Origin of the sequence: Vitreoscilla filiformis, from assembly GCF_002222655.1 — a bacterium.
Lineage (GTDB): Bacteria > Pseudomonadota > Gammaproteobacteria > Burkholderiales > Burkholderiaceae_C > Ideonella > Ideonella filiformis.
This window is the reverse complement of record NZ_CP022423.1, coordinates 1,239,709-1,254,631: the sequence shown is the minus strand read 5'-3', so window position 1 is coordinate 1,254,631 and position 14,923 is coordinate 1,239,709. Positions and strand designations below refer to the sequence as shown.

The 14,923-nt window shown below is 64.9% G+C and carries 13 protein-coding genes; 2 read left to right on the top strand and 11 right to left on the bottom strand.

The window, feature by feature from the left end:
• Positions 1 to 18 precede the first annotated feature (18 nt).
• On the top strand, positions 19 to 1,098 hold the full coding sequence (locus VITFI_RS05855; RefSeq protein ID WP_089416171.1) for an AraC family transcriptional regulator: 1,080 nt from the start codon (positions 19 to 21) through the stop codon (positions 1,096 to 1,098).
• Between the two features lie 19 nt (positions 1,099 to 1,117).
• On the top strand, positions 1,118 to 2,269 hold the full coding sequence (locus VITFI_RS05850; protein WP_089416170.1) for a Fic family protein: 1,152 nt from the start codon (positions 1,118 to 1,120) through the stop codon (positions 2,267 to 2,269).
• On the opposite strand, the gene VITFI_RS05845 is transcribed toward VITFI_RS05850, so the two are convergent.
• The 11 genes from VITFI_RS05845 to VITFI_RS05795 are packed head-to-tail and all read right to left on the bottom strand — an operon-like array spanning position 2,253 to position 14,852.
• Positions 2,253 to 3,365 carry a CaiB/BaiF CoA transferase family protein gene (locus tag VITFI_RS05845; RefSeq protein WP_089416169.1) on the bottom strand — a complete coding sequence of 371 codons (1,113 nt, stop codon included), beginning with the start codon at positions 3,363 to 3,365 and terminating at the stop codon, positions 2,253 to 2,255. The genes VITFI_RS05850 and VITFI_RS05845 overlap by 17 nt on opposite strands.
• A gap of 2 nt (positions 3,366 to 3,367) precedes the next feature.
• Positions 3,368 to 4,504, bottom strand: a complete 1,137-nt coding sequence (locus VITFI_RS05840; protein WP_089416168.1) for an acyl-CoA dehydrogenase family protein — start codon at positions 4,502 to 4,504, stop codon at positions 3,368 to 3,370.
• Positions 4,505 to 4,517: 13 nt separating this feature from the next.
• Entirely contained in the window at positions 4,518 to 5,714 is a 1,197-nt protein-coding gene (locus VITFI_RS05835; protein WP_089416167.1) for an acetyl-CoA C-acyltransferase, read from the bottom strand.
• 12 nt (positions 5,715 to 5,726) lie between these two features.
• Complete coding sequence (locus VITFI_RS05830) at positions 5,727 to 6,491, bottom strand: 3-hydroxyacyl-CoA dehydrogenase (RefSeq protein ID WP_089416166.1); 765 nt, start codon at positions 6,489 to 6,491, stop codon at positions 5,727 to 5,729.
• 26 nt (positions 6,492 to 6,517) lie between these two features.
• The gene (locus VITFI_RS05825) at positions 6,518 to 7,792 is read right to left on the bottom strand and encodes a phenylacetate--CoA ligase family protein (protein ID WP_089416165.1); all 1,275 of its coding nucleotides are present in this window, start codon (positions 7,790 to 7,792) and stop codon (positions 6,518 to 6,520) included.
• A gap of 22 nt (positions 7,793 to 7,814) precedes the next feature.
• On the bottom strand, positions 7,815 to 8,627 hold the full coding sequence (locus tag VITFI_RS05820; protein WP_089416164.1) for an ABC transporter ATP-binding protein: 813 nt from the start codon (positions 8,625 to 8,627) through the stop codon (positions 7,815 to 7,817).
• A 24-nt stretch (positions 8,628 to 8,651) separates the two neighbouring features.
• Entirely contained in the window at positions 8,652 to 9,980 is a 1,329-nt protein-coding gene (locus VITFI_RS05815) for an ABC transporter substrate-binding protein (protein WP_089417990.1), read from the bottom strand.
• A 56-nt stretch (positions 9,981 to 10,036) separates the two neighbouring features.
• Entirely contained in the window at positions 10,037 to 11,101 is a 1,065-nt protein-coding gene (locus tag VITFI_RS05810; protein ID WP_089416163.1) for a branched-chain amino acid ABC transporter permease, read from the bottom strand.
• A gap of 40 nt (positions 11,102 to 11,141) precedes the next feature.
• Positions 11,142 to 12,071: a branched-chain amino acid ABC transporter permease gene (locus tag VITFI_RS05805; RefSeq protein ID WP_089416162.1), complete on the bottom strand. Its 930-nt coding sequence runs from the start codon at positions 12,069 to 12,071 to the stop codon at positions 11,142 to 11,144.
• Between the two features lie 42 nt (positions 12,072 to 12,113).
• A complete protein-coding gene (locus VITFI_RS05800; protein WP_089416161.1) occupies positions 12,114 to 12,899 on the bottom strand; it encodes an ABC transporter ATP-binding protein in 786 nt (261 codons plus the stop codon).
• 3 nt (positions 12,900 to 12,902) lie between these two features.
• The gene (locus VITFI_RS05795) at positions 12,903 to 14,852 is read right to left on the bottom strand and encodes an AMP-dependent synthetase/ligase (RefSeq protein WP_089417988.1); all 1,950 of its coding nucleotides are present in this window, start codon (positions 14,850 to 14,852) and stop codon (positions 12,903 to 12,905) included.
• Between the last annotated feature and the right edge of the window lie 71 nt (positions 14,853 to 14,923).

The window sequence follows — 14,923 nt, the reverse complement described above, 5'->3', positions numbered from 1 at the left end:
GCTCGGTAGAATTTGCCAGTGCTTGCGCCCCCGCCCTCCACCGAAAAAGACACCGTCTCGGTGCAATTTGCAGTCTGCGCGGTGCGCCACCTGCCCCCCGAAGCCCGCGTGCGCGTGCTGCACGCGGCGGGCATTCAGCCTGAATTGTTGGAACAACCGCGTGTGCGCGTGCCGGGCGAAGCGTTTTCCGCCCTCTGGCTCGGCGTGGCGCGGGAAATGAACGACGAGTTTTTCGGCCTCGACGCCCGCCGCATGAAAGTGGGCAGCTTCTCCGTGCTGGCCCATTCGCTGTTGGCCTGCGGCACGCTGGAGCGCGCGTTACGGCAATTGCTGCGCGGTTTTGCCGTCCTCCTCGACGATGTGAACGCCGAATTGAGTTGCGATGGTGAACACGCCTGCATCACCCTGCACAACCGCATCACCGACGCGCAAGACCGCCGTTTTGCCGAAGAAACCCTGCTGGTGATGATTCACGGCCTGATGTGCTGGCTGGTCGGGCGGCGCATTGCCCTCACCCACGCGACGTTTGCCGGGCCGCAGCCCGAACATTCCGCCGAATATGCGCTGCTGTTTTGCAACGCCCTGAGTTTTGACACGCCGCACACGCGGGTGTTTTTCAACGCCGAGGCGCTGCCCGCCCCGGTGGTGCAAACCTTGGCGAGTTTGCGGACGTTTTTGCAAAATGCGCCGCAATCTGTCTTCCTGAAATACAAGAACGAACAAAGCTGGACGGCCAAACTGCGCCGCAAACTGCGCACCCACCAAGGCTCACAAGATTGGCCGACGCTGGAAGACATGGCCCAAGCCTTCCACATGGCGCCCAACACCCTGCGCCGCCGCCTGGAAGCCGAGGGTGAAAGCTACCAAAGCCTGAAAGACCACCTGCGCCGCGATTTGGCGATCCACCACCTGTGCAGCAGCCCGCTGGGCGTGGCGGAGATTGGCGCGCTGCTGGGGTTTCAGGAACCGAGTGCGTTTTATCGGGCGTTCAAGCGCTGGTGTGGGGTGCAGCCGGGGGCGTATCGGGCACAGCAACGATTGCAGCAAGCTCGGCCATCCGGCCAAAACGTTGCTGATTCACCGCAAAATCTGCGGTGAATCCCCCAACATCCCCCGCATGACCTCCGACGACGCCCCGCTCTACCTCTGGCAACACCTCGACTGGCCCACCTGGCGCTACGACCTGCACGCCCTGGCCACGCCCTTGGCCAACGTGAGCCAAGCCCAAGGGCGCTTGCTCGGGCGTTTGGCGGATGTGGGCTGGGGCACGCAAGCGCAAGCCCAGCTCATCGCCCTGACGAACGACGTGCTCAAAACCAGCGAAATCGAAGGCGAGCGGCTCGACTTGGCCAGCGTGCGCTCCTCGGTGGCGCGGCGCTTGGGGGTGGACATCGGCGCGCTGGCGCCTGCCGACCAGCACATCGACGGCGTGGTGGACATGGCGCTGGACGCCACCACCCACTGCACCGCCCCGCTGACCGCCGAGCGCTTGCTGGGCTGGCACGCCGCCTTGTTCCCCACCGGCTACAGCGGGTTGAGCCGCATCCGCGTGGGTGCGTGGCGTGACGATGCCCAAGGGCCGATGCAGGTGGTGTCCGGCCCGATGCATCGGCAAAAAGTGCATTACGAAGCGCCCCCGGCCACGCGCTTGCCGGACGAACTGGCGCGCTTCCTCGCCTGGGCCAACGCCGACCCGAGTGCAGAGCCGCTGCTGCTGAAAGCCGGCCTGGCGCACCTGTGGTTCGTCACCCTGCATCCGCTGGACGATGGCAATGGGCGCGTGGCCCGTGCCGTGGGCGATCTGTTTCTGGCGCGGGCTGAACAAGGCGCCGGCCCGACCCCGCCGACGCTGCCGGGGCGGTGTTACAGCCTTTCAGCCCAAATCCAGCGTGAACGCGAGGATTACTACGCCATCTTGGAGCACACCCAAAAGGGCACGCTGGACGTGACGGCTTGGCTGATGTGGTTCCTGGGCGCGCTGCACCGGGCGATCGAAGGCGCACACCACACGCTGGATGGTGTGCTGGATCGTGCGCGTTTTTGGCAGCGTTGGGCACAAGCACCGCTCAACCCGCGTCAACGCAAACTGCTGGGGCGCTTGCTGGACGATTTCGAAGGCAAGCTCACCACGCGCAAATGGGCGGCCATCGCCAAATGCTCCGAAGACACCGCCCTGCGGGACATTCAGGATTTGCTGGCCCAAGGCATCCTGCACCGCTTGCCCGGCGGGGGGCGCAGTGCGGCCTATGCCCTCAATCCATCGGCCTGACGGCCACACCCCACCGCGCCAACACCACCGCCGCCGCCTCCGCAGGCGCCGGCCCCACCGGCTGCCCTGGCACCGTCCGACTGAAGCGTGGCACGGGGGCGGGTTGGGTCACGCCATTCACCTCGATGAAGGTGCCGCGTGCCCGGTTGTGCGGGTGCTGCGGCGCTTCGTCCATGTCCAGCACCGGGGCGACGCACGCATCCGTGCCTTCGAGCAGCGCGCACCAGGCATCACGCGGGCGCTGGGCGAACACGGCGCGCAGTTTGGTTTTGAGCGCCGGCCAGCGCGTTTTATCCCACTGCGCTTGGAACTCCGCGTCGTCTTGCAGCCCGAGTTTTTGCAGGAACAGGGCGTAGAACTGCGGCTCAATCGGGCCGATGGCCAACGCCTTGCCGTCGCTGCACAGGTAACTTCCGTAGAAGGGTGCGCCGCCATCCAGCAGGTTGGCGCCGCGCTGCTGCGTCCACTGGCCCATCGCTTGGAAGGTGTAGATCATGCTCATGAGCGTGGCGCAGCCGTCCGTCATCGCCATGTCCACCACCTGGCCGTGGCCGGTGCTGCGGGCCGAGAGCAGCGCCGCCAGCACGCCCATCGCCAAAAACACCGCACCGCCGCCATCCGCCACGAGGTTGAGCGGTGGCACAGGTGCGCCGCCCGCTTCGCCGATGGCGTGCAGCGCACCGGAAAGCGCCAGGTAGTTGATGTCATGCCCCGCCGCCATCGCCAGCGGGCCGTGCTGGCCCCAGCCGGTCATGCGGGCATACACCAGCTTGGGGTTGTCGGCCAGGCACACGTCCGGCCCCAGGCCCAGACGTTCCATCACGCCGGGGCGAAAGCCTTCGATGAGCGCATCGGCCTTGCCGATCAACTGCCGGGCCAGGGCGATGTCCTGCGGCTGCTTCAAATCCAGCGCCAGCACCTCGCGGTTGCGGTTCAGGATGTCGAGTTGCGGATCAAAGAGCGCCGCCGCGCTGCTAGCGCCTTGGCGTTCGATGCGCAGCACCTGCGCGCCCAAGTCGGCCAGCAGCATCGTGCCCATCGGCGCTGGGCCGAGGGCGGCGAACTCCACGATGCGGACGCCGTGCAGCGGCCCCATGGTCAAGCCGTCGCGATGCTGCGGCCAATCACCAAGCGCTGGATGTCGTTCGCGCCTTCGTAGATTTGGCTGATGCGCACATCCCGGTAGATGCGCTCCACCGGGAAGTCTTGCGTGTAGCCCACGCCGCCGTGGATCTGGATCGCATCCGAGGCGATTTTTTCCGCCGCTTCCGAGGCGAACATCTTCGCCATCGAGGCTTCAGTCAGGCAGGGCTGGCCGGTGTCCTTGAGCTGGGCGGCACGCCAGGTCATGAGGCGGGCAGCGTCCAGCAGCGTGGCCATGTCCGCCAGGCGAAAACTCACCGCTTGGTGTTCGATGATGGGCACGCCAAACGTCACCCGCTCCTTGGCGTAACGCACCGCCGCTTCATACGCGGCCCGTGCCATGCCCACGCTTTGCGCGGCAATGCCGATGCGCCCGGCTTCCAGGTTGGACAGCGCGATCTTGTAGCCCTCTCCTTCCGCCCCCAGCAGCGCCGAAGCCGGCACGCGGCAGTTCTCGAACAGGATTTGCACCGTATCCGAAGCGTGCTGGCCCATCTTCTCTTCCACCCGGCCCACGATGTAACCCGGCGTCGCTGTGGGCACGAGGAAGCAGGAAATGCCTTTCTTGCCCGCCGCTTTGTTCGTCACCGCAAAGACGATGGCCATGTCCGCGTGTTTGCCGGTGGTGATGAACTGCTTCACGCCGTTCAGCACAAAGGTGTCGCCATCACGGTCAGCGCGGGTGGTGATGGCAGCGGCATCCGAACCGGTGTGCGGTTCGGTGAGGCAGAAGCAACCCAGCTTTTCGCCACGCGCCAGCGGCTTGAGCCAGGTTTCCTTCTGCTCCGGCGTGCCGTACTTTTGGGTGATGCCGCAGGCCAGCGAGTTTTGCACCGAGACGATGGTGGAGGTGGCGCCATCCCCGGCGGCAATCTCTTCCAGGGTGAGCACCAGGCTCATGTAGTCCAGGCCGGCGCCGCCCCATTCTTCGGGCACGCACATGCCCATCGCGCCCAGCTCGCCGAGCTGTTTCAGCGCTTGCGCAGGAAAAGCGTGGGTGCGATCCCACTCCGCCGCGAACGGGGCCAGGCGCTCTTGCGAGAAGGTGCGCATGGCGTCGCGGATCATCTGTTGTTCGGGGGTGAGCAACATGGGGAGCCTCCGGTCAGAGCATTTCCACGGCCAAGGCGGTGGCCTCGCCGCCGCCGATGCACAGGCTGGCCACGCCGCGCTTCAGCCCGTGTTGGCGCAACGCGCCCAGCAACGTCACGACGATGCGCGCACCCGAAGCGCCAATCGGATGCCCCAGCGCACAGGCGCCGCCGTGGACGTTCACCTTGTCCGGGTCGAGGTTCAGCTCGCGCATGGCGATCATGGTCACCACGGCGAAGGCTTCGTTGATTTCGTAGAGATCGACGCTGCTGGCCGTCCAGCCGGTTTTGGCGAACAGTTTGTGCATCGCCCCGACCGGCGCCGCCGGAAACTGCGCCGGCACGCCCGCGTGGGTGACGTGCGCCACGATGCGCGCCAGCGGGTTCAGCCCCAGGGCTTCGGCTTGCGAGGCCCGCATCAACACCATGGCCGCCGCCCCGTCCGAGATCGACGACGAATTCGCCGGGGTGACGGTGCCGTCCTTGCGGAACGCCGGTTTCAGGCTGGGGATTTTGTCGATGTTGACGGCGAACGGCCCTTCGTCTTGGCGCACCACCCCATCACCCTTCTTGCCCGCCACGGTGACGGGGGCGATTTCCCACTCGAAGCGGCCCTCTCGGCTCGCTGCCTGGGCGCGTTGGGTCGAGCGGATGGCGAACTCATCTTGCGCCTGACGGCTGTAGCCCCCGGCTTGGGCAGCATCTTCCGCGAAGGTGCCCATCAGGCGGCCACGGGTTTCGGGGCTGTAGGCGTCTTCGAGGCCGTCGAAGAACATGTGATCCAGCAACTGGCCGTGGCCCAGGCGGTAGCCGCCCCGGGCTTTGGGCAACAGGTAGGGCGCTTGGGTCATGGATTCCATGCCGCCCACCACCGCCACGCCGTAGGAGCCGGCCAGGATGCCATCGTGCGCCAACATGGTGGCTTTCATGGCCGAGCCACAGACTTTGTGGATGGTGGCGCAGCCAGCGCTCAAGGGCAGCCCAGCCCGCAGGGCAGCTTGACGCGCAGGGGCTTGGCCTTGGCCGGCTTGCAGCACGCAGCCCATCAACACTTCGTCGATGAGGTTCGCGTCCACGTTGGCCCGGGCCACGGCGGCGCGGATCGCAGCGGCGCCCAGATCGGCAGCCGCCAGTCCAGCGAACGCGCCCTGGAACGAACCCATGGCGGTACGGGCCGCCGAAACGATGACGATCGGGTCAGACTGAGACATGCCCGTCTCCTTTCACTTGGCCGCCAAGCGAATCGCGCCATCCAGCCGGATGACTTCGCCATTCAAATACTGGTTGCCGATGAGGTGTTCGGCCAGCGCCGCGTACTCGGACGGACGCCCCAAGCGCGAGGGGTAGGGCACCATCTTGCCCAGGGCGTCTTGCACCTCGGCGGGCATGCCCAGCAGCATGGGCGTTTCCATGATGCCCGGCGCGATGGTGAGCACGCGAATGCCGGAGCGTGCCAGCTCACGCGCCACCGGCAGCGTCATGGCGACGATGCCGCCTTTGGAGGCTGCATAAGCCGCTTGCCCGAGCTGGCCCTCGAACGCCGCCACCGAGGCGGTGTTGAGGATGATGCCCCGGTCGCCGCACTCGGCCGGCTCGCTGGCGCTCATGCGCTCTGCCGCCAAGCGCAGCATGTTGAAGCTGCCGATCAGGTTGATCTGGATGGTGCGGCTGAAGGTTTCCAGCTTGTGGGCGCCTTGTTTGCCCACCACTTTTTCCGCCGGGGCGATACCGGCGCAGTTCACCAGGCCACGCAAGGGGCCCAAGGACTGCGCCACGTCGAAGGTGTGGCGGGCGCTGGTTTCGTCGGTCACATCGGTGAGGACGAAGCGGGCGTTTTCGCCCAACTCAGCGGCCAGCGCCTCGCCGGCTTGGGCGTTCACATCGGCCAGCACCACTTTGCCACCACGCGCCACCAGCATGCGCGCCGTGGCGGCGCCCAGCCCCGAAGCGCCGCCGGTGACGACGAACACATTGCCTTGAATCTCCATCTTGTCTCGCTCCAGTGTTGTGGGCGTCAGCGGTAGCTGCGCAAGTCTTCGATCACCTTGCCGTCGTTCGGCAAACTGCCCGCTGGCAACAGCTCGACTTGGCTGCGCAGCTTGGTCACATCGCGCACGACATCGGCCAAACGCTCGGCCAACCCTTCCGGCACCGCGACGCGGGATGGCGCCAGTTCCGCCTTCAAGGTCATGCGATCGGTGGCCATTTCGCCTTCCACCACCAAGCGGGCGCGACCCACTTCGGGGAAGCGTTTCACCACGTCCGCCACTTGGCTGGGATGCACAAACATGCCGCGCACCTTGGCGGTTTGGTCGGCGCGGCCCATCCAACCTTTGATGCGGGTGTTGCTGCGCCCGGTCGGGCAGGGGCCGGGCAGGATGGCGGACAAATCCCCGGTGCCAAAACGCACCAGCGGGTAATCCGGGTTGAGCGTCGTCACCACCAGCTCGCCGACTTCGCCTTCGGGCACCGGGTCGCCCGTGCCGGGGCGCACGATCTCAACAATCACCCCTTCGTCCAGCACCAGCCCTTGGCGGGCGGCGGTTTCGTAGGCGATGAGGCCCAGGTCGGCAGTGGCGTAGCACTGGTAACCCTGGATGCTGCGCTCGGCCAACCAATCGCGCAGCGACGGCGGAAACGCCTCGCCCGACACCAGCGCTTTGGTGATCGACGCCACCGACACCCCGGTTTCCGCCGCCTTTTCCACCAAAATTTTCAGGAAGCTGGGCGTGCCGATGTAGGCGTGCGGTTGGAGTTCGGCCACGGCTTGCAATTGCAGCTCGGTGTTGCCGACCCCACCCGGAAACGTGGTGCAGCCGATGGCGTGCGCCCCGCCCTCCATCATCGAACCGGCGGGCGTGAGGTGGTAACTGAAACTGCAATGCGCCAGATCGCCCGAGCGAAAACCGGCGGCCCACAGGGCGCGGGCCATGCGCCAGTAGTCGGTGGCATGGCCTTCGGGTTCGTAGATCGGGCCAGGGGACTGGAACACGCGGCGCGCCCCCCGCGCCGCGCTCAACCCGCGCCAACCGATGGCAGAAAACCCCCCGAATGGCTCCTGCGTCCGCAGCGCCTGTTGGCGTTCCAACAACTCGCTTTTGCGGATCACGGGCAGATGTGCCAGCGCAGCACGGCTGTCGATGTCGGTCGGCACCACGTCGGCCAGCAGGGCGGCGTACGCGGGCGCGTGGCGGCGGGCTTGGGCCACCACGTCGGGCAGCGCCGCCATCAGCGCCGCTTCGCGTTCGGCGGGGTGGCGGGTTTCGAGAACGTCGTAAAAATCGCTCATCGGATCGCTCCTCCAAAGGGGCTCAGGCCAACCAGCGCTTGCGGCGCTTGTAGGTCTTGATCTCGCGGAAGCTCTTGCGGTCGGAGCCACCGACGCCAAGGTAGAACTCCTTCACGTCCTCGTTTTCGCGCAGATCCTTGGCGTGGCCGTCCATCACCACACGCCCGTTTTCCAAGATGTAGCCGTAATCGGCGTACTTCAGCGCGATGTTGGTGTTTTGCTCGGCCAGCAAAAACGTCACGCGCTCCTTGGTGTTCAGATCGCGCACGATCTCGAACACTTCTTCCACAATCTGCGGCGCCAAGCCCATGCTGGGCTCGTCGAGCAGCACCATCTTCGGGTTGGCCATCAACGCCCGGCCAATGGCGCACATCTGCTGCTCGCCGCCCGAGGTGTACGCCGCTTGGCTGTGGCGTCGGGTTTGCAGACGCGGGAAGTAGGTGTAGACCTTCTCCAGCGTCTGGGCCACGGCGGCTTTGCCGTCGGTGCGGGTGTAGGCGCCGGTGAGCAGGTTTTCTTCGATGGTGAGGTGGGCGAAGCAGTGCCGCCCCTCCATCACCTGAATGACCCCTCGGTTGACCATGTCCGAGGTGCTGAGGCGGTCGATGCGCTCGCCGCGCAGCTCAATCGACCCTTTGGTGACTTCGCCGCGCTCACCGGCCAACAGGTTGCTGATGGCGCGCAGCGTGGTCGTTTTGCCCGCGCCGTTGCCGCCCAGGAGCGCCACCACCGCGCCCTCAGACACTTGCAGCGACACACCCTTGAGCACCAAGATCACATGGTTGTAAATGACCTCGATGCCGTTGACGTTCAGAAGGATGGGGTTTTGGCTCATGGGAGGCTCACGCGAGGGGCTGGATCAGCTTTGGCAGTCGGCTGGGGTGCGGCGCTCCAGCTTTTTGTCGGCGGCGTACTTGTCGGCAGCCGCTTTGACCATGGGCTTGATGAGGGACTGGTCGGCTTGCAGCCAATCCGAGGTGAAGTTCCACTTCTGGCCGTCCCAGGTGTGGATGCGCGCCCACGATGAACCCATGTGATCCACGCACGAGGTGGACACCGGGCGCATCACGCCGGCAAAGCCCAGCCCATCGAGTTTCTTCTGGTCGAGGTTGAGGTTTTCCAGGCCCCAGCGCATTTGCTCGCCGGTCACGACCTTGCCCTTGCCAAAGCGCTCTTGCGCGCTGCGCACGCCTTCCACCGCCAGCATGGCCGAGATCACGCCGCGCATGTACAGCACCTGCCCGACCTCCTCCTTCGGCCCCGTGCCTTGGCCCTTGCCATGCACCAAGCTCAAGATGTCCTTGGCCACCTTGGAGTTGGGTTCGGCACCGTGCTGCATGGTGACGGCGCTGTAGCCCTTGGCGCCGTCGCCCACGTCCTTCACATCGGGTTCGGCACCGGCCCACCAGACGCCGAACATCTTGTCACGCGGGTAGCCGGTGGCCACGGCTTCCTTCAGCGCGGCAGAGTTCATCACACCCCAGCCCCACAGCAACACGTAGTCCGGGCGCGATTGGCGGATTTGCAGCCAGGTGGCCTTTTGCTCCACCCCCGGATGGGTCACCGGCAGGGTGCTGAGTTCAAAGCCGTGCAGCTTGGCGCGCTCTTGCAGCAGCGGGATGGGCTCTTTGCCGTAAGGGCTGTCGTGGTAGACCAGGGCGATCTTCTTGCCCTTGAGTTTGTCCATGCCGCCGTTCTTTTGTGCGATGTGCTGCAACAGCACGTCGGCGGCGACCCAGTAGGTGCCCAACAGCGGGAAGTTCCACTTGAACACGCCCCCGTCGGCGGACTCACTGCGGCCATAACCGGCGGTGATGAGGGGGATTTTGTCGGCTGGGGCCTTCTCGGTCAGCGCGAAGGTGATGCCAGTGGACAGCGGCTGGAACACCGTGGCGCCCTTGCCCTTCAGGCGTTCATAACACTCGACGCCCCGGTCGGTGGCGTAGCCGGTTTCGCACTCCTCGAAGCTGATCTTCACGCCGTTGACGCCGCCGCGTGCGTTGGTGAGCTTGAGGTAATCGACATAGCCGTTGGCCCACAGCACCCCATTGGGCGCATAGGCGCCGGTGCGGTAAACCAGCACCGGGAAGAACTGCTCCTTGGCCTGGGCGAAGGCCGGCGAAGTGGCCAGGGTAGCCAGGCCAGCGGTGGCCAGCAGGGCGGCTTGAGCGAGCGTCTTGAACTTCATGATGTCTGCCTCCAAAGGTGAGAGCAAGGTGCAGCGTTGGGCGCTGTCGGTTGGATTCAGTGGGGGAAGGGCCACAGGCGCAGCTTTTCCTTGGCCGTGGACCACAGCCGCGCCAAGCCGTGCGGCTCGACGATGAGGAAGAACACGATCAGGGCGCCAAAAATCATGGCTTCCAAGTGGGCGGCCAGGGCGGTGGAGATCGGCACGCCCAGCATCGCGGGCACTTGGTTGATGAACAGCGGCAGCAGCACGATGAAGGCGGCGCCAAAGAAGCTGCCCATGATCGAACCCAGCCCGCCGATGATCACCATGAACAGCAGTTGGAACGAGCGGTCAATCGAGAAGGCCGCCGGTTCCCACGAACCCAGGTGGACAAAGCCCCACAACCCACCGGCCAAGCCGACGAAGAAGGAGCTGACCGCAAACGCCGAGAGCTTGGCGTGGATCGGGCGAATGCCGATGACGGCGGCGGCCACGTCCATGTCACGCATGGCCATCCAGGCGCGGCCGATGTGGCCTCTCACCAAGTTTTTGGCCAGCAAGGCGCAGATGCACACCACCGTCAGGCAAAACAGGTAACGCTGCACGGGGGTTTCAATCGGCAGGCCCAGCACGTTCAGCCCCGAAACGCTGACCGAACCGGACGACGAATCGTTGGTGAACCACTTGATGCGCAGAAACGCCCAGTCCGTGAAAAACTGCGCCGCCAGCGTGGCCACCGCCAGGTAAAGGCCCTTGATGCGCAAGCTCGGGATGCCGAACAGCACCCCCACCACGGTGGCGCACACCCCGCCCATCACCAAGGCGACGATCAGCGGCATGCCCTCGATGCGGACGAAGAAGTTGTAGGCCCCGTAAGCGCCAATCGCCATGAAAGCGCCGGTGCCCAAGGAAATCTGCCCGCAGTAGCCCACCAGGATGTTCAGCCCGATGGCCGCCAGCGACAGGATCAGGAACGGAATCAGGATGGCGCGGAAGAAATACTCGCTGGCCAGCATCGGCACGACGAGGAAGGCAAAGGCCAGCAGTGCCACGAGGGCCACCCGATCCTGCGTGATCGGAAAGATCTGCTGATCGGCGCGGTAGCTGGTTTTGAACTGGCCGTTCTCACGGTAGAACATGGGAAAGTCTCCGTTTTTGTCGATGTTCTGCCGAGCCGCGTCAGACGCGGTCGATGATTTTTTCGCCGAACAAACCTTGCGGGCGCACCAGCAAGAAGCCCAGCGCCAGCACGTAGGCGAACCAGATTTCGATGCCGCCCCCCAGCATCGGGCCGATGTACACCTCGGAGAGCTTTTCGCCCACACCGATGATGAGACCGCCGATGATGGCGCCCGGCACCGAAGTCAGCCCGCCCAGGATCACCACGGGCAGCGCCTTCAAGGCCACTTGCGAGAGCGAGAACTGCACGCCCAGCTTGGAGCCCCAAATCATCCCGGCCACCAGCGCGGCGAAACCCGCCACGCTCCACACAATCACCCAGATGCGACTCAGCGGGATGCCAATGGACTGCGCCGCTTGGTGGTCATCGGCCACAGCGCGCAGCGCCCGGCCCGTGGCGGTGTATTGGAAGAACAGCGCCAGCGTGGCCACCAGTGCCGCTGCGATCAGTGCGGCGATCAGGTCTTCCTGGCTCAGCAAGATGCCGCCCTCGAACGTCGATTCGAGGATGAACAGCGGATCCTTGGGCATGCCGATGTCGATCTTGTAGATGTCCGAGCCGAACACCGTCTGGCCGAAACCGTCGAGGAAGTAGGTGATGCCCAGCGTGGCCATCAGCAGCGTGATGCCCTCTTGGTTGACGAGCTTGCCCAGCACGAAGCGCTCAATCACCCAGGCCACGCCCACCATACAGACCATCGCCAGCCCAAACCCCAGCAAGTTGGCCACGAGTTTGCTTTCCAGCCCGAGCCAAGCGGGCACCCATTCGGCGAAGCGCGCCATCGCCAGCGCGGCGAACAGCACCATCGCGCCCTGGGCGAAGTTGAAAACCCCCGAGGCTTTGAAGATGAGCACAAACCCCAGCGCCACCAAGGCGTAGAGCATGCCGGCCATCAGCCCGCCAAACAGCGTTTCTAGGAAGAACCCCATCGCGTTGTCTCCAGTGTGTTTTTGTGGGTGCGGGGTGGGTGGTCAGTGCGTCGTGCCGAGGTAGGCGCGGATCACATCCGGGTTGCGCCGCACCTCGTCGGGCGGGCCATCGCCGATCTTCTTGCCGTAGTCCAGCACCACGACGCGGTCGGAGATGTCCATCACCACGCCCATGTCGTGCTCGATCAGGACGATGGTGGTGCCGAACTCGTCGTTCACATCGAGGATGAAGCGGCACATGTCCTGCTTTTCCTCCACGTTCATGCCGGCCATCGGTTCATCCAACAGCAGCACCTTGGGCTCCATCGCCAGGGCGCGGCCCAAGTCCACGCGCTTTTGCAGGCCGTAAGGCAGGCGGCCCACGGGCGTTTTGCGATAAGCCTGAATTTCGAGGAAGTCGATGATGCGTTCGACCACCTCGCGGTGCGCTTCTTCCTCACGCTGGGCCGGGCCGATGCGCAAGGCTTGCTGGAAGATGTTGGCGCGCATCTTCAGGTTGCGCCCGGTCATGATGTTGTCGATGACGCTCATGCCCTTGAACAGCGCCAAGTTCTGGAAGGTGCGTGCCACGCCCATTTCGGCCACTTGGCGGCTGTTCATGTGCGCGAAGGTTTGGCCGTGGAAGGTGATCTTGCCTTCCTGCGGCACATACACGCCATTGATGCAATTGAGCATCGAGCTCTTGCCCGCGCCGTTCGGGCCGATGATCGAGCGGATCTCGTGCTCGCACACATCGAAGCTGATGTCGGTGAGCGCCTTGACGCCACCAAAGCGCAGGCTGATGTTCTGCACGTCGAGGATGACGTTGCCGGTCTTGCGTTCGTACATGGGTCAGGCCGCCTGTTGGGTTTGAGCCGGGAAGGTCTTGGCGTCCAGCAGCTTGAGCGTGGCCGAGACGCTGCCGCTGCGCCCGTCCTCAAACTTGACCGCCGTTTCGATGAACTGCTCGGGCTTGCCGGCGTAGAGCGCGTCCACCAGCACCTGGTACTTGTCTTGGATGAACCCGCGCTTGACCTTGCGGGTGCGGGTCATTTCGCCGTCGTCGGCGTCCAGCTCCTTGTGCAGCACCAAGAAGCGGTGGATTTGGCTGCCGGCCAGCAGCGCATCCCGCGCCAGATCAGCGTTGACTTGCTCGACACACTCGCGGATCAGCGCCAGCACCTCGGGCTTGCTCGCCAAGTCGGTGTAACCGGCGTAGGGCAGATTGCGCTTTTCGGCCCAGTTGCCCACGGCTTCCATGTCGATGTTGATGAACGCGCAGACGCGCTCGCGCCCGTTGCCAAACGCCACCGCTTCCTTGATGTGCGGGAAGAACTTGAGTTTGTTCTCCACGTACTTGGGCGCGAACATCGCGCCATCGTTGGCGCCGCCCTTCAGGTGGCCCACGTCCTTCACCCGGTCGATGATCTTGAGGTGGCCGTGGGCGTCGATGAAGCCGGCGTCGCTGGTGTGATACCACCCTTCAGCGGTCAACACCTCGGCGGTGGCGCGGGGGTTTTTGTAGTATTCCTTGAGCAGCCCCGGCGACTTCACCAGCACTTCGCCGTTCTCCGCCAGCTTGATTTCGACGCCTTCGCAGGGCACGCCCACGGTGTCGGCACGGGCTTCGTGGTCGGGTTGCAGGCAGACGAACACTGCTGTTTCCGTCGAGCCGTAAAGCTGCTTCAGGTTGATGCCAATGGAGCGGTAGAACGTGAACAAATCCGGGCCGATGGCCTCGCCCGCCGTGTAGGCCACGCGCACCCGGCTCAGGCCCATGGTGTTGCGCAGCGGGCCGTAAATGCAGAAGCTGCCCAGGGCGTAGTGCAGTTTGTCCAGCAAACCGACCGGCTGGCCGTCCATCAGCGCCGGGCCGACGCGCTTGGCCAGCTTCATGAAGTGGTGGAACAGGCCGCGCTTGAGCGGGCTGGCATCCTCCATGCGGATCATCACGCTGGTGAGCAGGCCTTCAAAAATCCGGGGCGGGGCGAAGTAGTAGGTCGGCCCGATTTCCTTCATGTCGATGCTGACGGTGGCGCCGGATTCGGGGCAGTTCACCACGTAACCGCAGGCCAGCCACTGCGCATAACTGAAGATGTTTTGCCCGATCCACGCCGGCGGCAGGTAGGCCAGCACTTCTTCGGATTCGGTCAGGCGGTCAAACTTTTTGCCCGCCAAAGCGCGATCCAGCAGCGAGTGGTGGGTATGCACCACGCCCTTCGGGTTGCCGGTGGTTCCGGACGTGAAGAACATGGCGGCCACGTCATCCGGCTGGATTTTCTTGGGGCCGTCGTCAAACACCCACGGCTCGCGGTGGTAGACCTCGGCACCTTCTTCGATCAAGGTGTCCAGCGACGCCACACCGGGCTCGGCGTAGTGGCGCAGGCCACGCGGGTTGTCGTACCAAATGCGGTGCAGGGTGGGCACTTGGCGGCGCACGTCGAGCAGTTTGTCCACCTGCTCCTGGTCTTCCACCACCGCGAACTCAACCTCGGCGTTGTGGATCGGGAACACATACTCAGCAGCCACCGCATCCTGGTAGAGCGGCACGGGGATGGCACCCAGCGCTTGCGCGGCCAGCATCACGGCGTTCATGCGCGGGCGGTTGTCCCCCACGATGATGATGTGCTGGCCGGCGCGCAACCCGGCGCCATGCAGGCCACACGCCAGCTTGCGGGTGAGCACGGCCAGCTCACCCCAGGTGATGGTTTGCCAAATCCCGAATTCCTTCTCGCGCAAGGCCGGCGCGTGGGGCCGCTGCGCTGCGTGGTCGAGCATCAGTTGCACGAAGTTGGTGGGCACGAGAGCAATCTCCAGGGCAGTCACCCGGATCAGGTGCCCCGTCATTGGGGCCACGCAACGGGTGATGAAGT